The sequence below is a fragment of the Prescottella defluvii genome (assembly GCF_000738775.1).
Classification (GTDB): domain Bacteria; phylum Actinomycetota; class Actinomycetes; order Mycobacteriales; family Mycobacteriaceae; genus Prescottella; species Prescottella defluvii.
On the sequence record NZ_JPOC01000009.1, the window covers coordinates 58,851 to 84,265 of the forward strand.

Below are 25,415 nucleotides of genomic sequence, written 5' to 3' on the forward strand. Positions count from 1 at the left end.
CGATGTCGCTCGACGGGACGGGGCACGGCGAGGCAGTGAACATGGGTGACCTGGACCGACTGCGGGGCGGGAATGTTCTCGTGGCCGGTGCCGGCATCTCCGGTCGGGCGGTGATCGCGCCGTTGCACGACCTCGGCGCCCGGGTGACGGTGACCGACACCAACGCGGACGCCCTGGCACGCTGCGGCGAGCTCGGGGCCGCGACGGTTCCGCTCGACGACCTGGTCGCGGACCCGCAGCGGGTGGCCGAGTTCGCGCTGGTGATCACGAGCCCGGGTTTCCGGCCCGACGCACCCGTGCTGGCGGCCGCTTCGGGCGCGGGCGTCCCCGTCTGGGGCGACATCGAGTTCTCGTGGCGTGTCGACCGGGCCGGCATGTACGGCCCGCCGCGGCAGTGGCTGGTCGTGACCGGCACCAACGGCAAGACCACGACGACGTCGATGCTGCAGTCGATCCTCGAGGCCGCGGACATGCCGTCGGCGGCCTGCGGCAACATCGGCCTGCCGGTGCTCGACGCGCTGCGCACACAGGAGCCGCGCGCCGACGTCCTCGCCGTCGAGTTGTCGTCGTTCCAGCTGCACTGGGCGCCGTCGGTGCGTCCGACGGCGGGTGTCGTGCTCAACATCGCCGAGGACCATCTCGACTGGCACGGCGGCATGGCGGGCTACACGGACGCCAAGGCGCACGCACTGTCCGGCGGTGTCGCGGTCGTCGGCCTCGACGATCCGATCGCGGCGACGCTGGTGGGGCGGCCGCGGGACGGGCGTACCGTCGGCTTCCGGCTCGCCGCGCCGGACGTCGGCGAACTGGGTGTGCGCGGCGGGATGCTGATCGACCGGGCCTTCGCGGATTCGGTTCCGCTCGTCCCGGCCGACGAGATCAGTCCGGCGGGACCGGCGGGACTGTGTGACGCGTTGGCGGCGTCGGCGCTGGCCCGTGCGATCGGGGTCTCCCCGGCGGCGGTGGACGCCGGCTTGCGGGCGCATCGGGTGGGTCCGCACCGTGCGGAGGTCGTCCGCCGGGTCGGTGACGTCACGTTCGTCGACGATTCCAAGGCCACCAATCCGCATGCGGCGCTGTCGTCGATCGTTGCGCACGACTCGGTGGTGTGGATCGCGGGTGGCCTGCTCAAGGGTGCCCGGGTCGACGACCTGGTCGCCGACGTCGCGGACCGCCTGGCCGGTGCGGTGCTCATCGGCCGTGACGCCGACCAGATCGCGGACGCGCTCGCGCGACACGCCCCCGACGTCCCGGTCGTTCACGTGCGCGCGGGGGACGATGGGCCGGTGGTCGAACCGATCGCCGAAACGGACGTACTCCATCTCGATCTGCCCGCCGCCGATGCGGACACCGTGATGGCGGAGGCCGTGCGTGCCGCTGCGGCTCTGGCGGCCCCCGGCGACACCGTGCTGCTCGCGCCCGCCGCCGCATCGCTCGACATGTTCGATTCGTACGGTCACCGCGGCCGCAGTTTCGCCGCAGCGGTCACGGAACTTCCTGAGATCGAGCCGGGGTCCGGGACCTGCGGATGACGCGAGCCCCCGAGCGCGCGCCGCGCACCCGAATCGGTGCGTGGCTGGCACGTCCGCTGACGTCGTTCCATCTGGTCGTCACCATCGCGGTCCTGTTGACGGTGCTCGGGTTGGTGATGGTGCTGTCGTCGTCGAGTGTCGAGTCGGTGGCGCGGGACGGTTCGGCGTACGGGAAATTCGTCTCGCAGTTGATCTTCTCGACGCTGGGTCTGGTGATCTTCTACGTCGCGCTGCTGATCCCGATCCGGGTGCTGCGTACGTGGTCGTTGCCGGCGTTCGGGGCTACCGTCGTGATGCTCGTGCTGGTGCTCATTCCGGGTATCGGCACGCTGTCGCAGGGCACCCGCGGTTGGTTCGTGATCGGTCCGATCTCGCTGCAGCCCTCCGAGCTCGCGAAGATCGCGTTCGCGGTCTGGGGTGCGCATCTGCTCGCGACGCGGCGTCGGGAGGGCGCCTCGCTCAAGGAGATGCTGATCCCGTTGGTGCCGGCGGCGCTGGTGGTCTTTGTGCTGATCGTGCTGCAGCCCGACCTCGGGACCACGATCTCGCTCGCGATCATCCTGCTGGCCCTGCTGTGGTTCGCGGGTCTGCCGCTGAAGATCTTCGTCGCGCTGCTCGTGGCGGGTGGTACGGCGGCGGTGACGCTCGCGTTGACTGCCGGATACCGGTCGGCGCGTGTGCAGTCCTTCCTCAACCCGGACGACGACGCTCAGGGCGCGGGCTATCAGGCGCGGCAGGCGAAGTACGCGCTCGCCGACGGTGGCCTGTTCGGTGGGGGGCTCGGCCAGAGTCGCGCCAAGTGGAGTTATCTGCCCAACGCCCACAACGATTTCATCTTCGCGATCATCGGTGAGGAGCTGGGTTTCATCGGCGCCGGCGCGGTCATCGGACTGTTCGCGCTGTTCGTGTACACGGGTCTGCGTATCGCGCGACGCTCGGCGGATCCGTTCCTGCAGTTGCTGACCGCGACCGCGACCGCGTGGATCACCGGTCAGGCGTTCATCAACATCGGTTACGTGGTGGGCATCCTGCCGGTCACCGGTCTGCAGTTGCCGCTGGTGTCGGCGGGTGGCACCTCGACGGCGACCACGCTGTTGATGTTCGGTCTGGTCGCGAACGCGGCGCGGCACGAACCGGAGGCCGTCGCCGCCTTGCACAGCGGGCGGGACGGACGGATGTCGCGTCTGCTGAGACTTCCGACACCGGCGGTGTACATCCCGCCGCGGCCGCGTGGTGCGGCGGTGGTGCGCCGGACGGAGACCCGCAAGGTCCAGCCCGTCCGGGTCGGCCGCGGCAGCGCCTCGGGCGCCTCGGCCGTGCGGCACGACCAACCCCGACGCCGGCCGTCCGAGGACAGTCGACGAAACAACGAGAAGCGGGGGCACAGCAGCCCCCTGAGGAATCGGGGGCGTGCGGGCAGTCCGCGCGATCCCCGTCCAGGAGAGCGAGGAACGCGTAGGTGAGCGGCAACAAGACAGGCCTGTCCGTGGTGGTGGCCGGTGGTGGAACGGCCGGGCACATCGAGCCGGCGTTGGCTGTTGCGGACGCGATCCGGGCGCTCGACCCGTCGGCGGTGGTGACCGCACTCGGAACCGAACGCGGCCTCGAGACCACGCTGGTGCCCGAGCGCGGATACCCACTCGAGCTGATCCCGCCGGTTCCGTTGCCCCGCAAGCCCACGATGGATCTGCTGCGTCTGCCGGCCCGCATCCGGCGGTCCGTCGCGGCCACGCGCGCGGTGCTCGATCGGACCGAGGCGGACGTGATCGTGGGTTTCGGCGGCTATGTCGCGCTGCCCGCGTATCTCGCGGCCGGCCCGGGCCTGTTGCGACGGCGGCGGCGGATCCCGATCGTGGTCCACGAGGCCAACGCGAGCGCGGGCATCGCGAACAAGATCGGTGCCCGACGTGCCCGCCGGGTGCTGGCGGCGGTCGCGGGTTCGGGGGTGGCCGCGCGCGGCGCCGCGGATGCCGAGGTGGTGGGCATCCCGGTCCGGTCGTCGATCACCGGACTCGACCGCGCGGCGTTGCGCGCGCAGGCCCGTGAGCATTTCGGTCTGCCCGCGGACGGCCCCGTGCTGTTGGTGTTCGGCGGCTCGCAGGGCGCCCGGTCACTCAACGAGGCAGTTGTCGGCGCCGCCCCACAGTTGGCGGCGGCCGGGATCTCCGTGCTGCACGCGTACGGGCCCAAGAACTCCGTGGACGTCGAGTCGGGCCCCGACGCTCCGTATGTGGCCGTGCCGTACCTGACGCGGATGGACCTGGCGTACTCGGCGGCGGACGCGGTGATCTGCCGCTCGGGCGCGATGACCGTCGCCGAGGTGTCGGCTGTGGGTCTTCCCGCCGTCTACGTGCCGTTGCCACATGGAAACGGGGAGCAGGAACTCAATGCCCGGCCGGTCGTCGCCGCCGGAGGTGGGATGATCGTTCCGGATGCGGAACTGACGCCGCACTACGTGTCGGAGACCGTGGTGCCGTTGCTCGCCGACCGCGCGCGGCTCGACGAGATGGGCCGTGCTGCGGCCGGTGCAGGCCACCGCAGTGCGGCGGCGGCCGTCGCACAGATCGTTGTCGAAGTAGCAAGGGGAAACCGATGAGCGAGCAGCTGCCCGCGGGTCTCGAGCGGGTACACATGGTCGGCATCGGCGGTGCCGGCATGTCCGGCATCGCGCGCATCCTGCTCTCCCGGGGTGGTCAGGTGTCCGGCTCGGATGCGAAGGAGAGCCGCGGGGTGCTCGCGTTGCGGGCCCGCGGGGCGGTGGTCCGGATCGGACACGATGCCGGCGCTCTCGACCTGCTGCCGGGTGGCCCGACGGTCGTCGTCACGACGCACGCCGCGATCCCGAAGGACAACCCGGAACTCGTCGAGGCGGCGAGGCGGGGCATTCCGGTGATCCTGCGTCCCGCCGTCCTGGCGTCGCTGATGCACGGACATCGCACTCTGCTGGTGTCGGGCACGCACGGCAAGACTTCGACGACGTCGATGCTCGTGGTGGCGTTGCAGCACTGTGGATTCGATCCGTCCTTCGCGGTCGGCGGTGAACTCAACGAGTCCGGCACCAACGCCCATCACGGCTCTGGTGAGGTCTTCGTCGCCGAGGCCGACGAGAGTGACGGGTCGCTGCTCCAATACGACCCGGATGTCGTGGTGGTCACCAACATCGAGGCGGACCATCTCGACTTCTTCGGTACCACCGAGGCCTACGTCCAGGTCTTCGACGACTTCGTCGCCCGGATCGCGCCGGACGGCCTGCTCGTGGCGTGCCTCGACGATCCCGGTTCGGCGGCGCTCGCCCGGCGAACGGTGGAGTCCGGCAGGGCGGTGCGGGTCGTCGGCTACGGCACTTCGGAGGCGGCCGCTGCCGCCGGGCCGGTTCCGGTGGGTGTGGAGCTGTCGGACTGGGAGGCGCGGGACGTCGGGGGAGTGGCGCACGTCCGCTTCGCCGGTGAGTCCGTGACCCGCACGCTGCGGTTGGGTGTGCCCGGAAAGCACATGGCGCTCAACGCGCTTGCTGCGATGCTCGCGGGTATGGACGCGGGCGCGTCGGTGGACGAACTGCTCGAGGGGCTGGCCGGTTTCGGTGGGGTCCACCGCCGGTTCCAGCTCACCGGTCGTGAGCGCGGAGTGCGGGTGTTCGACGACTACGCGCATCATCCGACGGAGGTCCGGGCGGTGCTCGACGCCGCGCGCGAGCTCGTCGACAACGACGGCCGGAAGGGTCGTGTGGTGGTGGTGTTCCAGCCGCACCTGTACTCGCGGACCGTGACGTTCGCGCAGGAGTTCGGCGAGGCGTTGGACCTGGCGGACGAGGTGGTCGTGCTCGACGTGTACGGCGCTCGTGAGGAGCCGATCCCGGGTGTCAGCGGTGCACTGGTGGCGCAGGCGCTCACGAAACCTGTTCACTATCAGCCCGATCGGTCGCAGGTGCCGCGTCAGGTTGCCGCGCTCGTCGAGCCCGGCGACGTCCTGATCACCATGGGTGCGGGCGACGTGACGATGCTCGGCGGCCAGTTGCTCGACGCGCTGCGGTCGCGGCCCAACCACGGTGGCCGTTCGGCGGGATCGGATTCGGAGCCTCGGTGACGGCGGATCGTCGGGGTCGATCCCGCGGTGGCCGGCCCGACGCGCGCCGGTCGCGAGACGAGCGTGCGCGCCGGGCGTCCACGCGCCGCGAGCCGACGTCCGGGCGCCGTGCGTCGGCGGGCGCGGCTGGGAGGCCGACGGGTGCGGCGGTCGCCGATCGGGATTCGGAGACGACGGTCGCCGATCGTGGCTCGGAGGATCGGGCCCGTGTCCGCTCGTTGCGGCGCAAGGTTTTCCTGATCGCGACCGCGGTGGTGGTGGTGTTCGGCGGCCTCGGCGCCGCGCTGTGGTTCAGCCCGCTGATGTCGGTCCGTCAGGTCGAGTACGTCGGTGACGGATTCCTCACGGCGGAGGAGGTCCTGCCGGTCGCGGGGATCGAGGACGGGACTCCGCTGCTGCGCGTCGACACGGCGGCCGCGGCCCGGCGCGTGGCGGGGATCCCGAGGGTCGCGGAAGCGCGGGTGCAGCGGGAGTATCCGTCGACGGTCCGGGTGACTGTGCGCGAGCGGATTCCGGTGGTGTTCTTCGATTCCCCGGACGGAACGCATCTGATGGACGAGACCGGGGTGGACTACGCGATCGAGCCGCCGCCGTTCGGTGTGGTCCGGCTCGTCACGCCGACGCCGGCGGAGGGCGACCATGCCACGCAGGCGGCGCTGGAGGTGCTCGGGTCGCTTCCCGAGGCGCTCCGGGTCCAGGTGGCCGAGGTTGCCGCACCGACGATTTCGAGTGTCTCGGCTACTCTGGTGGACGGCCGTGTCGTGGTGTGGGGCGGTGTCGACGATTCCGAGAGGAAGTCGGCAGTGGTTTCCGCGCTGTTGACTCAGCCCGGTCGGGTCTTCGATGTGTCGAGTCCCGAACTGCCCACAGTAAAGTGATGGGTGATTCGAGGCTCACGACCCGAGCGGATCGGGGGCTTCGTGCCCCGCAAAAACTTGGCGCGCGTCGGCGCGCCTGCTGGCGGATCGCTGTGGCACTGCATAGCGTTTCGCTCCAAGGAACTACTTGACATAACCTTGACCCTGTGGTTGAGGTTGAGGGTTTTCCGAACTCACCCCCAGTACCAGCGCGATATCCACTCACGGAAGGCGAGAGCCCATGACGCCCCCGCACAACTACCTCGCCGTAATCAAGGTCGTCGGTATCGGCGGCGGCGGCGTCAACGCGGTCAACCGCATGATCGAGCAGGGACTCAAGGGAGTCGAGTTCATCGCGGTCAACACCGACGCGCAGGCGCTGCTGATGTCCGACGCCGACGTCAAGCTCGACGTGGGCCGTGAACTGACCCGCGGTCTCGGCGCCGGCGCCGACCCGGAGGTCGGCCGCAAGGCCGCCGAGGATCACAAGGACGAGATCGAGGAGGTCCTCAAGGGGGCCGACATGGTCTTCGTCACCGCAGGCGAGGGTGGCGGTACCGGCACCGGCGGCGCGCCCGTCGTCGCGAGCATCGCCCGCAAGCTCGGCGCCCTCACCATCGGTGTCGTCACCCGGCCGTTCTCCTTCGAGGGCAAGCGCCGTGGCGCGCAGGCAGAGTCCGGGATCTCCGCGCTGCGCGAGTCCTGCGACACCCTGATCGTGATCCCCAACGATCGCCTGCTGCAGCTCGGTGACGCGGCCGTCAGCCTCATGGATGCGTTCCGCAGCGCCGACGAGGTGCTCCTCAACGGTGTCCAGGGCATCACCGATCTGATCACCACCCCCGGCCTGATCAACGTCGACTTCGCGGACGTCAAGAGCGTCATGTCCGGCGCCGGCAGCGCCCTCATGGGCATCGGCTCGTCCCGCGGGGAGGGCCGCTCGATCAAGGCCGCCGAGACGGCGATCAACTCGCCGCTGCTCGAGGCGTCGATGGAGGGTGCGCGCGGCGTGCTGCTCTCGATCGCGGGTGGCTCGGATCTGGGCCTGTTCGAGATCAACGAGGCCGCGTCGCTGGTCCAGGAGGCCGCGCACATCGACGCGAACATCATCTTCGGAACGGTCATCGACGATTCGCTGGGCGACGAGGTGCGCGTCACGGTGATCGCGGCGGGCTTCGACGGCGGGGCTCCGGCCAAGCGGCCGCTCGAGGTCCAGTCGGCCATCGGTCGCGGCAACATCGGTGCAGGACGGGCCGGCGAGGTCGGGCAGTCCGAGCGCCCCGTGGCCGGCGAGCCCGCTCCGGCGGCGCACGCGGCTCCGGCCGCTCCCGCGGCGCCGGTGCCTCCTCGCGAGCCCGTTGCGGCGCCGACGGGTTCGACGCTGCCGCCGCTGGGAGGCAGTGTCTCCCGCGCGGTTCCGGTCAGCAACGAGGAAGCCGAGGACGACGACGTCGACGTGCCTTCCTTCATGCGCCGTTGAGCGGGGTTTCCGTGACGGGTGTCCGGGTTCGGCGGGTCGTGACGTCCCGTTCCGGCGGTGTGTCCGCGGCCCCCTACGACTCCTTCAATCTCGGCGATCATGTCGGTGACGACCCGGCGGCGGTGGAGTCGAACCGTCGCCGGCTCGCCGACGGCATCGGGTTGCCGTTCGAGCGTCTGGTGTGGATGGAGCAGATCCACAGCCGCAACGTGACTGTCGTCGACGGCCCGAGGGACCTGGCCGACGGCCCGGTGCCGGCCACGGACGCGTTGGTCACCAAGGTTCCCGGGCTTGCGCTGGTGACGTTGAGCGCGGACTGCGTGCCGATCCTGCTGTCGGACGACGAGGCCGGTGTCATCGCTGCCGTGCACGCGGGGCGGATCGGTGCCCGGATCGGCATCGTGCCGAAGGTGATCGGCGCGATGATCGAGCAGGGTGCGCGGCCGGAGCGGATCGGTGCTTTCCTCGGTCCGGCGGCGAGTGGTCGGCAGTACGAGGTGCCGGCTGCGATGCAGGCCGACGTCGAGAAGTTCCTGCCCGGTAGCGCCACGCGCACCGTCAAGGGCCGGCCGGGGCTGGATCTGCGGGCCGGTCTGCGGCGGCAGTTGCTGGCCGCGGGGATCTCGGGTGTGGCCGAGGATCCGCGGTGCACGATCGAGGACACCACGTTGTTCAGCCACCGGCGGGGAGCGCCCACGGGCCGCCTGGCCGCGGTGATCTGGATGGACCCACTCGGAGAAGAGTGACGGGATCGAGTCGAGGGCCGATGAGCAGGCATGATGAAATCGCATCGGCGCTGGCGGGGGTCCGTGCCCGCCTCGACGTGGCGTGCCGGGACGCCGGGCGTGAGCTCACCGAGGTGGCGTTGCTCCCGGTGACGAAGTTCTATCCGGTGACGGATGTGCGGATTCTCTACGATCTGGGCTGCCGGGCGTTCGGGGAGTCACGGGAGCCGGAGGCCGGCACCAAGGTGGCCGACTTCCGATCGATGCCGGGCGTGACCGAGTCGGTGCGGTGGCACATGATCGGGCGGCTCCAGCGAAACAAGGTGAAGTCGGTGGTGCGCTGGGCCGACACGGTCCACTCGCTCGACAGCGTCCGGCTCGCGGATGCGCTCGACCGCGCGGCGGCAGGTGCGCTCGACGACGGCTCCCGGTCCGCTCCGCTCGAGGTTCTCCTCCAGGTGAGTCTCGACGACGACCCGGAGCGCGGCGGGGTGGCGGTCGCGGACGTCGCCGAGTTGGCCGAGCGGGTCGCGGCGTCGTCGAATCTCACGCTCGGCGGCATCATGGGTGTGCCGCCGCTGGGGACCGATCCCGACACGGCCTTCGCGCGACTCGCGGACGTCCACGAGAACCTCCAGCGCACGTATCCGGAGGCGTCGACGTTGTCGGCCGGGATGACGGGCGATCTCGAGGCCGCGGTGCGCCACGGGTCGACGTGCGTGCGTGTCGGAACCGCCCTCCTCGGCCGTCGACCGATAGTCTCGAAATGATCACCAGTCACACCAGTCACAAAAAGAAGAGCTCTGCGGTCGACCGCAGGATTCGCCCACACCAGTCCACCGCGCCCAGGAAGGTCGATCAATGAGCAGCCTGCACAAGTTCAAGGCTTACTTCGGCATGGTTCCCCTCGAGGATTTCGAGGACGACTACATCGACGAGCCCGGTCAGGGTCGCCGCGAGTACGCCGAGCCCGGTTACGCGGCGTCACGCCGTGACGAGGTCGAGAGTGATTTCGACCGCTACGAGCCGGCACCCCGCGCGTCGGGGCGGGTCGAGCCGATCGCTCCTCGGGGCGCCGCACCGCGCGGTGCCACCCGCGGCGCGCTCGCCGTGGACCCGCGGATGGAGCGGCACGAGAGCCGCCGGTCGGTGGTCGACGAGGGTGGACCGCTGTCGAAGATCACGACGCTGCGACCCCGGGACTACGGCGAGGCCCGCACCATCGGTGAGCGCTTCCGTGACGGAACGCCGGTGATCATGGATCTCGTCGAGATGAGCAACGCGGACGCCAAGCGGCTCGTCGACTTCGCTGCCGGGCTCGCCTTCGCGCTGCGTGGGTCGTTCGACAAGGTCGCGACCAAGGTGTTCCTGCTCTCACCCGCCGACATCGACGTCTCCGCGGAGGAGCGTCGCCGCATCGCGGAGACCGGGTTCTACAACCAGAAGTAGTCCGTCGTCCGGACTGAACGGTCTGTCGATGGGACCGCGTCGCCGATTGTGCGCGAGTGTGATGCGTGACTCGGGGAGCGAGATCGTTTTGATAGACCGGACGTCGTCAGGCAGAGTGAAGGTGTGGCCGTGTTCTCGGTGATCTACGTGATCCTGTTCATCTTCTGGTTGTTGCTCATCGGGCGGATCATCGTCGAGTTCATCCGGGTGTTCGCACGTGACTGGCGCCCGACGGGCTTCGTCGTGATCGTGCTCGAGACGATCTTCACGGTCACGGACCCACCGGTGAAGTTTCTTCGCCGGCTCATCCCGCCGATCTCACTCGGCGGGGTCCGGCTGGATCTGTCGATCATGGTCCTGCTGTTCCTGCTGTTCATCCTCATGCAGGTGGTCTCGGGACTAGCGGCACCGGCGGGTTTGGTGTGAAAGAATGACCCGCAGTTACAGTGTGGGGTAACGAAATGGTTAACGAGTACGCGCAATGCCCTAGAACTCAATGCGTGCTAGACCGCCAATTGATGCGTGAAGGGATCCTTCCATGCCGCTGACTCCAGCTGATGTTCACAACGTTGCGTTCAGCAAGCCTCCGATCGGGAAGCGTGGCTACAACGAGGACGAGGTGGACGCCTTCCTCGACCTCGTCGAGCAGGAACTGTCCCGGCTCATCGAGGAGAACGCCGATCTTCGTCAGCGAGTAGGCGAACTGGACCAGGAGCTGGCCGAGGCGAAGAAGGCCCCGCGTGCGGCCGCTGCCCCGGTCCCGGCGCCCGCGCCGGAGCCCGTTCGCGTCGTCGAGCAGCCCAAGCCTGCTCCGGTTCCCGCTGCCGCTCCGCGTCCGTCCGAGGACGCCAACATGCAGGCGGCGAAGGTCCTGGGCCTCGCGCAGGAGATGGCCGACCGTCTGACCGGCGACGCCAAGGTCGAGGCTGAGCAGCTGCTCGGCGATGCCCGCACCAACTCCGAGCGCCTGGTCACCGATGCGCGCACCAAGTCGGAGACGATGGTCTCGGACGCGAAGCGGAAGTCGGAGACCATGCTCTCCGACGCCAAGCAGAAGTCGGAGTCGCTTCTCTCGGACGCGCAGACGCGTTCGGAGACCCAGCTGCGTCAGGCCAAGGAGAAGGCCGACGCGCTGCAGGCGGATGCCGAGAAGAAGCACACCGAGATCATGGCGACGATCAACCAGCAGCGTTCGGTCCTCGAGGGCCGGATCGAGCAGTTGAAGACGTTCGAGCGCGAGTACCGGGTGCGGCTCAAGTCGTACCTGGAGTCGCAGCTCGAGGAGCTGGAGCAGCGTGGTTCGGCCGTGCCGGTCGACGGTGGCCAGGATGCGTTCAACCAGTCCGGCTTCAACCAGTCGTTCGCCAAGGGAAACAACTGACTGAGCCGACGCCCGGCCGGCTCTCGAGTAGAGGGTGAATCGTGCTGGTCATGACGCTGGTCCTCGCCGCAGTAGGTTTCGCCCTGCTGGTGATCGCCCTGATGACGGGTTCCGTCCTCTGGGCCTGGGGATGCATCGCAGTCTGTGTCGCGGGTGCCGTCCTCCTGCTCGTCAGTGCGCTGGCGAGCAGGAAGGCGGCACCAGCCGTCGGTTCGGGTGGGACGCGGGACGGCGACGTCGGGTCCGACCACGGTGATGCCGGCGGAAGTTCGGCTCAGGGTTAGAATGAGCGCACACACGGCGCAGATCCGGCGATCACCGGGGAGCCTTCGGAAGAACGGTCGAGATTCGGCTGCGCATCGGTCGCGTAGCGGGGATCCGGCCCAGTAGAACCGAACGGGTGGGCCCGTCACAGCCTTGATCGAGTGGCTCGTCGCGCGTAGGTGGCGGCGAGCAAGCGGGGTGGTACCGCGGTTGCGGCGCACAGGGCGTCGCCGTCGTCCCCGTGCCGGTAAATCGGGCACGAGGAGCCACGCGGTGACCAGTAACGAATCCACCTCTCCCCAGACGAACGACGGGTATCCCCGCGTCGATCTCGTCGGCGGCCGCGCCACCGGGGCCGTCTCCTTCCCGGAGCTCGAGCAGAAGGTGCTTGCCGCGTGGGACGCGGACGACACCTTCCGGGCGAGCATCGAGAACCGTGAGGGCGCCGAGGACTTCGTCTTCTACGACGGCCCGCCCTTCGCGAACGGTCTGCCGCACTACGGTCATCTCCTCACCGGCTACGTCAAGGACCTGGTCCCGCGCTTCCAGACGATGCGCGGCAGGAAGGTCGACCGCCGCTTCGGCTGGGACTGCCACGGTCTGCCCGCGGAGCTCGAGGCCGAGAAGCAGCTGGGCATCAAGGACAAGTCGCAGATCGACGCGATGGGTCTCGCCGAGTTCAACGCGTACTGCAAGCAGTCGGTGCTGCGCTACACCGACGAGTGGCGTGACTACGTGACCCGTCAGGCCCGCTGGGTCGACTTCGACAACGACTACAAGACCCTGGATCTGGACTTCATGGAGTCCGTGATGTGGGCGTTCAAGGAGCTCTACGACAAGGGCCTGATCTACCAGGGCTTCCGGGTGCTGCCGTACTCCTGGTACGAGCAGACGCCGCTGTCGAACCAGGAGACCCGGCTCGACGACGCCTACAAGATGCGTCAGGATCCGGCGGTCACCGTCGACATGGTGCTGCAGGCTCCGGGCAGTGACCTGGACGGCGCCAACGCGCTGATCTGGACCACGACGCCGTGGACACTGCCGTCCAACCTGGCGATCGCGGTCCACCCGGACGTCGACTACGTGCAGGTTCGCGGCGCCGACGACAAGCGGTACGTGCTCGCCGCGGCCCGCGTCGGGCACTACGCGCGCGAGCTCGGTGAATCGCCCGAGGTGCTCGGCGAGTACAAGGGTGCCGACCTCGTCGGCCTGTCCTACACGCCTCCGTTCGACTTCTTCCACGGTCCGGGCAAGGGCCACGAGAACGCGCACCGCGTGCTGTCGGCCGACTACGTCACCACCGACTCCGGTACCGGAATCGTCCACCTCGCACCGGCTTTCGGTGAGGAGGACATGGAGTGCGCCAGCGCCAACGGCATCGAGATCGTGCAGCCGCTGGATCCGGGTGGCAAGTTCACCTCGATGGTGCCGCCGTACGAGGGTCTGCAGGTCTTCGATGCCAACCCGGTCATCATCAAAGACCTCAAGGCCGCCGGAAAGTTGTTGCGGCACGAGACGATCGAGCACTCGTATCCGCACAGCTGGCGTTCGGGTCAGCCGCTGATCTACATGGCGGTGCCGTCGTGGTTCGTCGCGGTCACCAAGTTCCGCGACCGCATGGTGGAGCTCAACCAGGAGATCACCTGGGTGCCCGAGCACATCAAGGACGGCCAGTTCGGTAAGTGGCTCGAGGGTGCACGCGACTGGAACATCAGCCGAAACCGCTACTGGGGCAGCCCGATCCCGGTGTGGGTGTCGGACGATCCGTCGTACCCGCGGATCGATGTCTACGGTTCGCTCGATCAGCTCGAGGCGGACTTCGGGGTGCGCCCGACGGATCTGCACCGGCCGATGATCGACGACTTGGTTCGTCCCAACCCGGACGACCCGACGGGCAAGTCGATGATGCGCCGGGTCCCCGAGGTCTTGGACTGCTGGTTCGAGTCCGGTTCGATGCCGTACGCGCAGGTGCACTACCCCTTCGAGAACCGCGACTGGTTCGACTCGCACTACCCGGGCGATTTCATCGTCGAGTACAACGGTCAGACCCGCGGCTGGTTCTACACGCTGCACGTGCTGGCGACCGCGCTGTTCGACCGTCCGGCGTTCAAATGCGTTGCGGCGCATGGCATCGTGCTCGGTGACGACGGCCTGAAGATGAGCAAGTCCAAGGGCAACTACCCGGACGTCAAGGAGGTGTTCGACCGCGACGGCTCCGACGCCATGCGGTGGTTCTTGATGTCGTCGCCGATCCTGCGCGGCGGCAACCTGGTGGTGACCGAGCAGGGCATCCGTGAGGGTGTCCGGCAGGCGCTGCTGCCGATGTGGAACGCGTGGAGCTTCCTGCAGTTGTATGCGTCGAAGCCCGGCCAGTGGCGGACCGACTCGCCGAACGTGCTCGACCGCTACATCCTCGCCAAGCTCGCGGCGACGCGGGATGCGATCACCGATGCGCTCGAGGTGACCGACATCGCCGGCGCGTGCGACGAGTTGCGGACGTTCTGCGATGCGCTCACCAACTGGTACGTGCGTCGTTCGCGCAGCCGGTTCTGGGACGAGGACCGCGACGCGATCGACACCCTGCACACCGTGCTCGAGGTCGTCAGTCGTCTTGCGGCGCCGATGCTGCCGATGGCGACCGAGGTGATCTGGCGGGGTCTGACCGGTGGCCGGTCGGTGCACCTGACGGATTGGCCGGCGGCGTCCGAGCTGCCCGCCGATGCCGGTCTGGTCGCCGCGATGGACGATGTCCGTGGCGTCTGCTCGACGGTGCTGGGCCTGCGTAAGGCGCAGAACCTGCGGGTGCGGCTGCCGCTGCCCGAGGTGACCGTCGCGGCACCCGACGCCGAGCGGCTGCGCCCGTTCCTGGGGCTGATCGCCGACGAGGTGAACGTCAAGAAGGTCGACATCACCGAGGACGTCGACGTGCACGGCCGGTTCGAGTTGGTCGTCAACGCGCGGGCGGCGGGTCCGCGTCTGGGTAAGAACGTGCAGACCGTCATCAAGGCGGTCAAGGCCGGCGACTGGACCGAGGTCGACGGTGTGGTCACAGTCTGGCCGGGTCGCTCCGCCGGCTCCGCTCCCGAGGCGGGCATCGAGTTGCTGCCGTCGGAGTACACCCAGCGCCTCGTGGCCGCCGAGCCCGAGTCCACGGCGGCTCTGCCCGGTGGCGCGGGCCTGGTGGTGCTCGATTCGCAGGTCACCGAGGAGCTCGAGGCCGAGGGTTGGGCCAAGGACCGGATCCGTGAGTTGCAGGACGCGCGTCGCGCTGCGGGTCTCGATGTCTCCGACCGCATCTCGGTGACGATGCAGGTTCCGGCCGAGCGTCTCGACTGGGCGCAGCGGCACCGCGAGCTGATCGCCGGGGAGGTCCTGGCGACGACGCTCGAGCTCGGTGAGGTGGCCGGCGACGCCGTCGTCGATCTCGGTGAGGGTGTGCGCGCCACGGTCGCCAAGGCGTGATCGGGTAGCGGTACTCGCGAGCGAAGCCCTGGGGGACCTCCGGTCTCTCAGGGCTTCGTCGTGTCCGGGGTGGTCCGCGCGCTGATCGCGGCGCCCATCCAGCGGCGGAGGTACTGCCGCAGTTCGTCCTCGCTGCGCGGGGGGTTTCCGGGGGAGACGAAGAACGACTGCATCGTCCGCAGTAGGTACTCGACGAGTTCGCGCAGGGCCGGTTCGTCGTACCCGTGCCGATCCCAGTCGACGTCGAACCGTCTGATCATCGTCATCCCGAAGGCGAGTGCCTCGTCGGAGGTGATTCCCTCCGCGTGGGAATGCGTGCCGGACAGCATGATTCCCAGGTGCGGGGTGCGGGGCAGTGCGTCGAGGGTGTAGACGACGGCCTCGACCAGTGCGTCGGCGGGATCGTCGCGGCCCTGGACGTGTTCGGTGAGGCGATCGAGGAAGCCGCCGACGGACGCGATCGCGGATGCCCGCATGAGGGCGTCGGCACTGGGGAAGTAGCGGTACACGGTCTGCCGGATGACGCCCAGCGATTCGGCGACGTCGGCGATGCTCACCGCCGATCCGGTGCGGGAGATGGTCTCGACCGCGGCGGCGACGATGCGCCGCGCGGCCTCGTCGTCGTCGGCCGGCGGTCTGCCGCCCCATCCGCGTCTGCGTGCCACGGGCGGACGGTACCAGCAGCGTGCGGGTACCCACGCAGGTGGCGGCGATTTCGCCGAAACCAATCATACATCCGTGAAGTCAATCGTATGATGACCGCGATCGTGGCCCCGGCCTGCGCGGACGGGCCCGCACCGACGACGAACGAGGTAGTGCGCATGACGGATCTCAAGCCCCGGAAGATGGATTTCGGGTTCGACGACGGGGACGTGCCGTTCCTGTGGAATCCCGACAACCCGGCCTGGTCGAGCATGTCGAACGCGGTGTCGTTCCTGGCCATCGGCTTCGAGAAGATGATCGTGAAGCTGATCCTGCAGGCCAAGCCGCTCATCACCGATCCCGCGGTCGCGGAGGAGGCTGTCGCGTTCATGCGCCAGGAGGGGCACCACTCGACCGCGCACCGCCAGCACGTGAACGGGCTGATCCGGAGCTACCCGGGCCTGCAGAACACGCTCGATGCGGTGATCGGCGAGTTCGATCTGCTCACTGATCGCACCTCGATCGACTATCGGCTCGCGTACACCGCGGACCTCGAGGCGACCTTCACCCCGGTGTTCAAGCTGATGCTCGACAACGAGGCGACACTGTTCGCGCCCGGTGACGACCGGGTCGCGTCACTGTTCCTGTGGCACTTCGTCGAAGAGGTCGAGCACCGCAGTTCCGCGCTGATCATCTACAACTCGGTGGTCGGCAACGAGCTGTACCGGATGCGGATGGCGCCGTCGGTCTTCGCGCACGTGATGAAGTCGATCCGGATCGCGTGTGCCGGCTTCAATCAGCACGTTCCGCTGTCCGAGCGGAAGGTCGACTCGATGTCGATGTTCGCCCGCCACCGTGCCAAGCAGCGGGTGCTCACCGCCTTCGCGCCGTATCTGACGAAGGGGCCGATGCCGCGCGCGTTCGACGGCCTGCCGATCGGCGAGCAGCTCGTCGCTCTGCGCGGCGCTGTCCGCAGTCAGCTGCCCGGTCACGATCCGACGCACGAGAATCTGCCCGTGCTGGCCGACGAGTGGTTCGGCCGGTACGACGGCGGCGCCGACTGCACGCGCTGGTACTCCGCCGCATCGGTGCCGTCGGAGGTGAACTGATGTCCGATCTGTGTTCACCCACCTTCGAGGACCTGGCCATCCGCCTCGGCTTCTCGTGCGAGGAGGCCGGCGGGCTGGTCGAGTTCCGCAACCCCGCGGCACTGGAGAACTGGACGCTGCCGGTCCTCGAATGGATGATCGTCCTCGGCGCGGTGCTGGCCCTCGTGTACGCGATCGTGCGGCTGCGGCGGCACGGTGATCCCACGAACCTGGTGCTGTGGTTCGGTGCCACCGCGTTCCTGTTCGTGATCGAACCGCCGATCTACTTCCCGGCCACGTTCGGCACCGAGGAATACCTGGGCACGATGTTCGCGCACAACGTGTTCACGGTGGATTTCCTGTGGGGTCGGCTCCCGCTGTACATCGTCGCGATCTATCCGCTGATGGCGACGTTGGCGTTCGAGATCGTCCGGATGCTCGGCGTGTTCCGGCGGTACGGGGTGTTCCTCGGCGCGGTGTGTGTCGGGTTCGTCCACCACGCGTTCTACGAGATCTTCGACCAGCTCGGACCGCAGTTGCGCTGGTGGGAGTGGACCCTCGACAACAAGGTCAACCTGCCGTTCTTCGATTCGGTTCCGCTGCCGAGCGTCGTGGTGTTCGCGGCGCTGTGGCCGATGTCGCTGGCGCTGTGTGTCCAGTTCTTCGTGGGTCGTCACGTCGACTCCGGTCGGCACTTCCGGGGCCTCGAGCTGGTGTGGCGCACCGTCGTCATCGGGCTCACCGCGTCGGTCGGCGTGTTCGTCCTGCCGCTCCCGGCGACGGTCCTCGGGATGGGCAGCGACACCGTCCGCGGCATCCTGTACGCGGCCGAACTCGTCGCGCTGACGGTCGTTGCGATTCCGCTCCTGGTCAAGCAGTGGTCGCGGCTGCGTGCGGGGACATCCGACGCCCCCGCCTACTCCAACGACTTCGTCCGGGCCTACGCGATCGTGTACCTGGTGGTGATGGGCGTGCTGTGGGCGAGCGCGTTGCCGGACTTCTTCGGGGCGGTCGACGGTGTCACCGCGAACGGCGATCCCATCGGCAACCTCTGGTACACGATCGCGTGTTTCGCGGTCGCGATCGCCTGTGTGGCCGCCACGTTCACCGTGCCGCGCGGTCCTGCCGGAGACGACAGCGTTCCGCCTGCCGGGGCGGAGCCGGCGACGAACACCGCATAGCCGGAGGTCCCGGTGGGGATGTCGTCCGTGCCGCGTAGTTTTCAGGCATGGACTCCGCCGACCCCACACGCAGCCGTCGGTGGGTCCTGCACCTAGACATGGACGCATTCTTCGCGTCCGTGGAGCAGTTGACTCGTCCGACTTTGCGGGGTCGTCCCGTGCTGGTCGGCGGGCTCGGTGGTCGGGGAGTGGTCGCGGGGGCGAGCTACGAGGCGCGGGCGTTCGGCGCGCGGTCGGCGATGCCGATGCACCAGGCACGACGTCTGGTGGGGGCGTCGGCCGTCGTGCTGCCACCGCGCGGCGGGCTGTACGGGCACGTGAGCCGGGAGGTGTTCGAGGCGCTGCGGGTCCGGATGCCTGTGCTGGAACAGCTTTCGCTCGACGAGGCGTTCGGGGAACCCGCCGAGCTCGCCGGTGCCGGTAAGGCGGAGGTGGAGCGCTACTGCGAGGAGCTTCGGGCGTTGGTCCTCGCCGAGACGGGGCTGGTGGCGTCGATCGGCGCCGGTGCGGGGAAGCAGATCGCGAAGATCGCGTCCGGCCTGGCCAAGCCGGACGGGGTCACGGTGGTGTCCCCGGACGTCCAGCAGGCGTTGCTGGGGGCGCTGCCGGTCCGGAAGTTGTGGGGGATCGGCCCGGTCGCGGAGGAGAAGCTCAAGCGGCTCGGGATCGAGACCGTCGGTGCGCTCGCGGCGCTGCCGGAGGCCGAGGTGGCGTCGATCCTCGGGACGACGATCGGGCCGAGTCTGCAGCGGCTGGCCCGGGGCATCGACGACCGTCCCGTCGCGGAACGCGCCGACGCCAAACAGGTCAGTGCCGAAACGACATTCGCGCAGGACATCGTCACGCTCGCCGAGCTGCGACGGGCCGTCGAGTCGAGTGCCGCGTCGGCGCACCGGCGGCTGGCGCGGGACGGTCGTGCGGCGCGCACCGTGGTCCTCAAGCTCCGGAAGTCGGACATGAGCATCGTGACGCGATCGTTGACGTTGCCGTACGCGACGACCGACCTCCAGACGCTCACCGCGACCGCGCAGCGCCAGGTGATCGACCCGCTCGAGCTGGGTCCGGTGCGCCTGGTGGGGGTCGGGTTCGGTGGCCTGTCCGCGGTGGTCCAGGGGTCGTTGTTCCCCGAGCTGGATCAGGGGGAGGGTGGGCCGGAAGTCGATGCGCCCGAAGATGATTCGTCGGAGCGTCCGGTGTCCGACGCGCGGCCGCGCTGGCATCCCGGGCTGGACGTGTCGCACCCGGAGTACGGCCACGGCTGGGTGCAGGGCGCGGGACACGGCGTGGTGACGGTCCGGTTCGAGACCCGTGGCAGCGGCCCCGGTCTGTCGCGTACCTTCGAGGACACCACGGGGGACTTGGTTGCTGCCGATCCGCTCGACAGCCTGGGGTGAGGTCCGCCTCACCCCGGTACTCTTGCTGTGAACCGGCGTCATAGCTGGGACAGTGGAGCGCATCCTGGCGCTGAGCCGTGAACGATGTTCGACCGAGAAGAAAAGGACGAAGACTTGAAGCTTCGGAAGATGACCATCGCGGGTGTGGCGATCGCGGCCGCCCTGACCATGACTGCGTGCTCGGACGACGGCGGCAGCAGCGAGCGCACCACCGCTCAGGCCACCACGACCACCGCGCCCGCGACGCCGGCCCTGGCTCCGCCGACGCCGGCCGAGCTCAATGCGGCTCTGGCGAAGGCGTTCGACGAGAGCGTCCCGCTGGACCAGAAGGTCGAGCTGGTGCAGGGCGCCGAGGCCGATCCCGAGCTGATCAACCAGGTCGCGAAGGCCGCCAAGGACGCCAATGCGGCCATCGAGGTCGTCGACGTCACGCCCACCGGTGACGAGACCATCACCGCCGGTGTCACGTTGACGGTCAACGGCCAGGCCAACCCGGCCACCGTCGATTTCGTCGCCGAGAACGGTGTCTGGAAGATGTCGCAGCAGTACGCGTGCCAGCTGGTCACGATGGCCAACCTGACCTCGCCGGCCTGCCCCGCGTAGTAGTCGCCTCGTTCACGCCGATGCCGGCGTCACCCGCACGGGTGACGCCGGCATCGGCGTTCGTGTGCCGGGCGGCGATCTACCCGGGCTGCGAGGCCGCCCGTATGCGGTCGGTCGTCGTGGCTGCGATCCGGGTGAGCAGGTCGCCGTCCGCGGCGTCCGGTCCGGTCTCGGCCACCTGGACGACGGTGGAGCCGACCACCGCGACGATCGCGTCGGACACCAGCGTGAATCCCTCACTGGTGGTGGTGAGCCGGAAAGCCGTCGACGCGTCGCCGACGGTCGACCGCTGCAGGGGCTCGAGCCGGTACTGCACTGGTGTGCCGTCGAAGTCGGTGCCGGTGTAGGCGGTGCAGCCGCGGAGCGTGCTCTGGACGGTCGCGAAGGCGTCGGCCGCGCCGGTGCCCGCGTAGCCGGCCATGTCGACGTCGATGCTGGTGAATCCCGGTCCGGCCAGGTTCTGCTCGGCGGAGGCGGTCGCGCCGGGAACCTGACGGGCCACGGTGTCGAGCACGTTCGCGCACGCGGTGGGGTCGGTCCGCGAGTGCTCGGTGGTGTCGCCGGTGTCCGGTGCGAGCCCGAGGTCGTCGACGGGATCGGGTAGCGGTGCGTAGCCCGGCGGCAGATCCGCGGCCGTGAGCAGAGCTGCCTGCAGCACGGTGGAGTCCGTGATCGGTCCCGACGGTGGCGCGGAGGCCGGGACGGTGACCGCGGGACCCAGTTCGACGGGCGGCGGGGTGGGCTCGTCCGCCGATCCGCACGCGGACAGCGTGGCCCCGACGGTCGCGACCGCCGCGATCGTCGCGGCGGTGCCGGAGAGTCGGCGCCGCGTCACGAGGACCACTCGACCCGCTCCCCGGTGTTCTGCTTCAGGCGCATCTCGTCGGCGGGGTCGCTGAACGACTGGGTGCCCTCCACACTGACCGATCCGTCGACGGGCAGCGGCAGCCCGAGGTCGACGACGATCCGGCCCGCCCCCTGCAGCGAATACGAGTCCACGTCCAGCGTTCCCGCGCCGTTGGGGAGTTCGAACACCGGCGACTGGGGCATCTGCTCCACGCGGATCTCGATCGTGAGCCGATCGCCGTCGCGGGCGGTCAGGGTCGCGGTGGTCACCTGGTTCAGCGCCACGGCGCTCATCACCTGCTGGTGGATCGTCCACACTGCGCCGACGCCGATCGGCTGCTCGGGGAACACGACGGTGCGGTAGACGGCCTGGTAGAACGCCTGCTCGATCATCGAGCGCGCCTTGTTCTGGGCGTCGGGGTCCGGGCGCAGCCGCAGCGCGGTGATCGCGCCGGACGGGTTCATCGTGAACCCGGCGTGCGAATCGGTTGCGGGCGAGAGGAGTTCGTTCAACCCCTCGTCCGCGGTGCGGAGGTCGCCCAGGGTGAGATCGATGGTCGTGGCCGGCGTGCTGTCGGACACGCCCTGCGTCACGAGCGCGGTGAGCGGCATCGTCAGCTCCGGCGTGGAGAAGTCCTGCACGGGCTGGTCGTCGATCTGCTGCTGCACGGTGCCGGTGGTGACGAGCCGGGCCTCCTGCCGCGTCCCCTGCGCCGGCCGGATCTGCACCACCGCGCGCGGTTCGGCTCCGGCGTCGACGATCTCCGTGGTGGCGGCCGTCACCGGGACTGTCACCTCGTCGGATGCGGCACCGACCGCATCGGGGCTGGCCGGGGCGGCATCGCCGCCGCTTCCGCACCCGGTGACGAGGACGGTGAAGGAGAGAGTGGCCGCGATCAGCGCGGTCCCGGGACGAAAGAGTTTCGACGGCAGTGGCACGCCAACAGGTTAGTCGGCGCGGGTGGGATGACCGGTCTGTCTCCCGGGTAGGGGATGATGGCGGGGTGAGTGACGACCGCACCGACAGCGACGACCACGCCGTGAAAGGTAAACCGATTCCCGATCAGCCCGTACCGGACCCCGACCATCCCGTCGAGGCCGCGCCGCGCGGCGCGCGTCTGATGCGCCTGCTGATCGGCGTCGCGGTCGGGATCCTCGCGTTCGATCTGGTGACGAAGATTCTCGCCGTCGCGCTGATCGACCCCAAGGACCCGGTCCGGATCATCGGCGACACGGTCACCCTGACGCTGATCCGCAACCCGGGTGCCGCCTTCTCGATGGCGACCGGGATGACGTGGCTGCTGACGCTGGTGGCGGTCGGTGTCGTGATCGGTGTGATCAAGATCGGTCGCACCCTCGGCTCGCGGTGGTGGGCGCTCGGTCTGGGACTCGTGCTCGGCGGTGCGCTCGGAAACCTGATCGACCGGCTCTTCCGGTCACCGGGACCGCTGCAGGGCCACGTCGTGGACTTCGTGTCGGTGGGCTGGTGGCCGGTGTTCAACGTCGCCGATTCGGCCATCGTGTGCGGTGCGATCCTGCTGGTGGCGCTCACCCTGTTCGGTATCGAACCGAACGGCACGAAGCACGACCCGAAGAAGTCCGACACGACGACCGAGACCTCGGACAAGGGGGATGTGGCATGAGAGAAACACGTTCGATGCCGGTTCCCGACGGGCTCGAGGGCATGCGGGTCGACGCCGGACTGGCGCGACTGCTGGGCCTCTCGCGCACCGCGGTGGCCGTGCTCACGGAGGAAAGCGCGGTCCGCATCGACGGTGCCGCCGTCGGGAAGTCCGATCGGCTCTCCGCCGGCACGTGGCTCGAGGTGGAGTTGCCCGAGCCGCCGCGGCCGCTGACGATCGAGGCCGAACCGGTCGAGGGGATGGAGATCCTCTACGCCGACGACGACATCGTCGCGGTCGACAAGCCGGTCGGTGTCGCGGCGCACGCGTCCGTCGGCTGGACCGGTCCGACGGTGATCGGTGGTCTCGCCGCGGCGGGCTTCCGGATCTCGACGTCGGGGGCGCACGAGCGTCAGGGCATCGTGCACCGTCTCGATGTCGGTACGTCGGGCGTCATGGTGGTCGCGACGTCCGAGCGTGCGTACACGGTGCTCAAGCGCGCGTTCAAGCAGCGCACGATCGACAAGCGCTACCACGCGCTCGTGCAGGGGCATCCCGATCCGAGCAGTGGCACGATCGACGCGCCGATCGGCCGGCATCGCAGCAACGACTGGAAGTTCACGGTCACCCCGGACGGCAAGCCGAGCATCACGCACTACGACACCGTCGAGGCGTTCCAGGCGGCCAGTCTGCTCGACATCCATCTGGAGACGGGCCGGACTCATCAGATCCGCGTCCACTTCTCGGCGTTGCGGCACCCGTGCTGTGGCGACCTCACCTACGGTGCGGATCCGCGTCTGGCCGAGCGCCTGGGGCTGGAGCGGCAGTGGCTGCACGCCCGGGCGCTGGGCTTCGCGCATCCGGCGGATGGACGCTGGATCGAGATCACCAGCGACTACCCGAAGGATCTGCAGCACGCGCTCGGAGTTCTGCGGGGCACGTGAGATGAGTTCGCGGAGGTGGGCGACCGTCTTTGCGGCGGTCGTGCTCACCGGAACCGTCGTCGCGCTCGGGGTGGCGAATCCGGTGCCGCCCGCGCGGGTGTCGACCGACAGGTTGGGCCCGGACGCGGGGGAGCAGGTCGCGGAGTATCTCGACCGCGCGACCGCGTCCCTGGTCGCGGATCCGGTGCCCGACGCCGATCAGCAGGTCGGTGCCGATGCCGAGCACTGGGCGCTGGTGTCGTTGGCGGCGCCGGTGACGGCGTCGGCGTTGCTCGACACCGTGGGCGCCCTGCGGGTGTCCCAGGTGTTGTTCCAGGTTCCGGTCGAGCGGGTGCAGACTCCGATCGTCACGATCCCGGTCGCGGCGAACCGGGAGTCCGTCGAACGCGCGGCGACGGTGGCGTCGGCACGTCTGTCGATGGCGGCAACGGGCGCGGACCGGCAGTCGCAGGTCATGGCCTATTCGGCGGCGCGATTGTCGACGGGGTGCCCGTGCGTGGTGGGTGCGGTGGTCCGCGGTTCGCTCGCGGATCTGCGGGCGCTGGCGGCGGCACCGACCGTGCGGGCGGTCGAGGCATTGCCGTCGGACGCCGTCGCCGGGGCCTTCGCGGTCAGCCCGCTGCTGCCGTCCCAGACGATCGCCGTGGTGCCGGGGTCCGACGACGGGCCGGTGCCGCCGCTGCCGGCGTGATCCTCGGCCGGACGTTCGGTAGTCGCGATCATCGAGCCTTGGGGTGTCGGTCCACGGGAGCGTCTGCGGTGTGCTTGCGGAGGAACTCGACGGTCCGGGCCAGTGCGTTGATGCCGTCGGCGTTGTCGAGGTTGAACTGGTACTCGTGCGCCAGGGCCGGTTCGTGGTCGTCCGGGTAGAACAGTGTGGTCACGTCCACGCCGAGGTCCGTCAGTTTCGTGGCGAGGGCCTTGGACTGTTTCTCGGTCAGTGCGTCCGCGTTGCCGCCGGAGATGTACGCGGGCGGGAACCGGTCGGTTACGTGGTGGAGCGTGGACATCTGCGCCACCGCCGCCGAGTTCGCGAAGTCCTTGGTGCCGGTGTACGCCCAGATGGACTCGGCGGTGCCCCATCCGATGATGCCGGGCCCACCGACCATGTTGGGGACGTCGTAGATGCCGCAGTCGAGTACGACACCGCGCAGTTGCTCGGGCTGCAGCGCCGACTCGATCCCGATCGCCCGCGCATACTCGGGATTGGTCGCGATCGTCGCGAGCTGGCTCGACAACTGCGCGCCGGCCGAATCCCCGGCCAGCACGATTCGATTCGAATCGACGTGCAGGCGTTCGGCATTCGCGAGAACATATGCGTGCGCGTCGCGCAGTTGCTCGACGGCCGTCGGGTACTTGCGGCCGGGCCCGAGAGAGTAGTCGAGCGAGACGACGGTGAATCCGGCGTCGGCGATCAGCTGGAAGTACGGGGCGTAGTTGGTGCGGTGCCCGGAGATCCAGGCGCCGCCGTGCGTCCAGATCACCGTCGGCAGCACCCGTGTCGTGCCCGCCAGGTCCTCGGGGAAGTAGACATCGAGGTAGGCGTCGCCGTCGCCGTCCCGGTACTGCAGGTCCGTGATCGATGCGATGCCGTCGGGGGCGTGCTTCCCGAGCGCCTCCGTCGTCTTCTGCGCACCCTTGTCGAAGACGAAACGTACGAGGATCGCGCCGGGCCGCGGGGTGGTTGCGAAGGTGAGGGCGAAGATCAGGACGCGCGCGAGCAGCAGACCGAGCGACGATGCGAAGCGTCGCCGCCACGGATGATCCTCCGTCCGCCCGGCATTCGTGTTCTCGGGCTCTGTGGGCGTCGTCACCGGGGCGTCCTCCTGCGTCTGGGGTGGCCCCGGATCCGCACCGGTGCG

General features: G+C 69.2%; 24 protein-coding genes. 20 read left to right on the plus strand and 4 right to left on the minus strand.

The window, feature by feature from the left end:
• The first annotated feature begins 2 nt into the window (after nt 1–2).
• The 13 genes from murD (at nt 3) to ileS (ending at nt 15,233) form a co-directional block, all read left to right on the plus strand.
• Complete coding sequence (gene murD / locus IJ15_RS0104140) at nt 3–1,532, plus strand: UDP-N-acetylmuramoyl-L-alanine--D-glutamate ligase (RefSeq protein ID WP_081880568.1); 1,530 nt, start codon at nt 3–5, stop codon at nt 1,530–1,532.
• Complete coding sequence (ftsW, locus tag IJ15_RS0104145) at nt 1,529–2,995, plus strand: putative lipid II flippase FtsW (protein WP_031937085.1); 1,467 nt, start codon at nt 1,529–1,531, stop codon at nt 2,993–2,995. Before murD ends, ftsW begins: the two co-directional genes overlap by 4 nt.
• Nucleotides 2,992–4,128, plus strand: coding sequence for an undecaprenyldiphospho-muramoylpentapeptide beta-N-acetylglucosaminyltransferase (gene murG / locus IJ15_RS0104150; RefSeq protein ID WP_031937086.1), 1,137 nt, complete (start codon nt 2,992–2,994; stop codon nt 4,126–4,128). Before ftsW ends, murG begins: the two co-directional genes overlap by 4 nt.
• Nucleotides 4,125–5,615 (plus strand): UDP-N-acetylmuramate--L-alanine ligase, encoded by a 1,491-nt coding sequence (gene murC, locus IJ15_RS0104155; protein WP_031937087.1) that lies wholly within the window; start codon nt 4,125–4,127, stop codon nt 5,613–5,615. The genes murG and murC overlap by 4 nt, the downstream gene beginning before the upstream one ends.
• Nucleotides 5,612–6,493: a cell division protein FtsQ/DivIB gene (locus IJ15_RS0104160; protein ID WP_156112013.1), complete on the plus strand. Its 882-nt coding sequence runs from the start codon at nt 5,612–5,614 to the stop codon at nt 6,491–6,493. The genes murC and IJ15_RS0104160 overlap by 4 nt, the downstream gene beginning before the upstream one ends.
• Nucleotides 6,494–6,713: 220 nt before the next feature.
• Nucleotides 6,714–7,952, plus strand: a complete 1,239-nt coding sequence (gene ftsZ, locus IJ15_RS0104165) for a cell division protein FtsZ (protein WP_031937089.1) — start codon at nt 6,714–6,716, stop codon at nt 7,950–7,952.
• A gap of 11 nt (nt 7,953–7,963) precedes the next feature.
• On the plus strand, nt 7,964–8,698 hold the full coding sequence (gene pgeF / locus IJ15_RS0104170; protein WP_031937090.1) for a peptidoglycan editing factor PgeF: 735 nt from the start codon (nt 7,964–7,966) through the stop codon (nt 8,696–8,698).
• Between the two features lie 20 nt (nt 8,699–8,718).
• Nucleotides 8,719–9,447, plus strand: a complete 729-nt coding sequence (locus IJ15_RS0104175; RefSeq protein WP_031937091.1) for a YggS family pyridoxal phosphate-dependent enzyme — start codon at nt 8,719–8,721, stop codon at nt 9,445–9,447.
• 91 nt (nt 9,448–9,538) lie between these two features.
• The gene (locus IJ15_RS0104180) at nt 9,539–10,126 is read left to right on the plus strand and encodes a cell division protein SepF (RefSeq protein ID WP_031937092.1); all 588 of its coding nucleotides are present in this window, start codon (nt 9,539–9,541) and stop codon (nt 10,124–10,126) included.
• Between the two features lie 123 nt (nt 10,127–10,249).
• Nucleotides 10,250–10,552: a YggT family protein gene (locus tag IJ15_RS0104185; RefSeq protein ID WP_031937093.1), complete on the plus strand. Its 303-nt coding sequence runs from the start codon at nt 10,250–10,252 to the stop codon at nt 10,550–10,552.
• Between the two features lie 112 nt (nt 10,553–10,664).
• Nucleotides 10,665–11,507: a DivIVA-like cell division protein Wag31 gene (wag31, locus tag IJ15_RS0104190; protein WP_031937094.1), complete on the plus strand. Its 843-nt coding sequence runs from the start codon at nt 10,665–10,667 to the stop codon at nt 11,505–11,507.
• Between the two features lie 41 nt (nt 11,508–11,548).
• Nucleotides 11,549–11,791 carry a hypothetical protein gene (locus IJ15_RS0104195; RefSeq protein WP_031937095.1) on the plus strand — a complete coding sequence of 81 codons (243 nt, stop codon included), beginning with the start codon at nt 11,549–11,551 and terminating at the stop codon, nt 11,789–11,791.
• A 253-nt stretch (nt 11,792–12,044) separates the two neighbouring features.
• A complete protein-coding gene (gene ileS / locus IJ15_RS0104200; RefSeq protein ID WP_031937096.1) occupies nt 12,045–15,233 on the plus strand; it encodes an isoleucine--tRNA ligase in 3,189 nt (1,062 codons plus the stop codon).
• A gap of 47 nt (nt 15,234–15,280) precedes the next feature.
• Here ileS and IJ15_RS0104205 read toward each other — a convergent pair whose 3' ends face one another.
• Nucleotides 15,281–15,898 (minus strand): TetR family transcriptional regulator, encoded by a 618-nt coding sequence (locus IJ15_RS0104205; RefSeq protein ID WP_031937097.1) that lies wholly within the window; start codon nt 15,896–15,898, stop codon nt 15,281–15,283.
• 156 nt (nt 15,899–16,054) lie between these two features.
• Between IJ15_RS0104205 and IJ15_RS0104210 the strand changes: the two genes are divergently transcribed.
• The 4 genes from IJ15_RS0104210 to IJ15_RS0104225 all read left to right on the plus strand — a co-directional run bounded on the left by IJ15_RS0104210 (nt 16,055) and on the right by IJ15_RS0104225 (nt 20,141).
• Nucleotides 16,055–16,984, plus strand: a complete 930-nt coding sequence (locus tag IJ15_RS0104210; RefSeq protein WP_031937098.1) for a metal-dependent hydrolase — start codon at nt 16,055–16,057, stop codon at nt 16,982–16,984.
• Nucleotides 16,984–18,144, plus strand: coding sequence for a hypothetical protein (locus IJ15_RS0104215; RefSeq protein ID WP_031937099.1), 1,161 nt, complete (start codon nt 16,984–16,986; stop codon nt 18,142–18,144). Before IJ15_RS0104210 ends, IJ15_RS0104215 begins: the two co-directional genes overlap by 1 nt.
• Before the next feature lie 47 nt (nt 18,145–18,191).
• Nucleotides 18,192–19,538 (plus strand): DNA polymerase IV, encoded by a 1,347-nt coding sequence (locus IJ15_RS0104220; RefSeq protein ID WP_051918491.1) that lies wholly within the window; start codon nt 18,192–18,194, stop codon nt 19,536–19,538.
• Between the two features lie 84 nt (nt 19,539–19,622).
• The gene (locus IJ15_RS0104225; RefSeq protein ID WP_197059738.1) at nt 19,623–20,141 is read left to right on the plus strand and encodes a hypothetical protein; all 519 of its coding nucleotides are present in this window, start codon (nt 19,623–19,625) and stop codon (nt 20,139–20,141) included.
• A gap of 79 nt (nt 20,142–20,220) precedes the next feature.
• On the opposite strand, the gene IJ15_RS0104230 is transcribed toward IJ15_RS0104225, so the two are convergent.
• Complete coding sequence (locus tag IJ15_RS0104230) at nt 20,221–20,976, minus strand: sensor domain-containing protein (RefSeq protein WP_051918504.1); 756 nt, start codon at nt 20,974–20,976, stop codon at nt 20,221–20,223.
• The gene (locus IJ15_RS0104235; RefSeq protein WP_031937103.1) at nt 20,973–21,926 is read right to left on the minus strand and encodes a hypothetical protein; all 954 of its coding nucleotides are present in this window, start codon (nt 21,924–21,926) and stop codon (nt 20,973–20,975) included. Before IJ15_RS0104235 ends, IJ15_RS0104230 begins: the two co-directional genes overlap by 4 nt.
• 65 nt (nt 21,927–21,991) lie before the next feature.
• On the opposite strand from IJ15_RS0104235, the gene lspA reads away from it, so the two are divergent.
• Genes lspA through IJ15_RS0104250 form a run of 3 tightly spaced genes read left to right on the plus strand, consistent with a single transcriptional unit; the run spans nt 21,992 to nt 24,244 of the window.
• Nucleotides 21,992–22,630, plus strand: a complete 639-nt coding sequence (gene lspA, locus IJ15_RS0104240) for a signal peptidase II (protein ID WP_051918492.1) — start codon at nt 21,992–21,994, stop codon at nt 22,628–22,630.
• Nucleotides 22,627–23,553, plus strand: coding sequence for an RluA family pseudouridine synthase (locus IJ15_RS0104245; protein WP_031937105.1), 927 nt, complete (start codon nt 22,627–22,629; stop codon nt 23,551–23,553). Before lspA ends, IJ15_RS0104245 begins: the two co-directional genes overlap by 4 nt.
• Nucleotide 23,554: 1 nt before the next feature.
• A complete protein-coding gene (locus tag IJ15_RS0104250) occupies nt 23,555–24,244 on the plus strand; it encodes a hypothetical protein (protein ID WP_031937106.1) in 690 nt (229 codons plus the stop codon).
• A gap of 28 nt (nt 24,245–24,272) precedes the next feature.
• On the opposite strand, the gene IJ15_RS0104255 is transcribed toward IJ15_RS0104250, so the two are convergent.
• The gene (locus IJ15_RS0104255) at nt 24,273–25,367 is read right to left on the minus strand and encodes an alpha/beta hydrolase (protein WP_051918493.1); all 1,095 of its coding nucleotides are present in this window, start codon (nt 25,365–25,367) and stop codon (nt 24,273–24,275) included.
• Nucleotides 25,368–25,415: the final 48 nt, after the last annotated feature.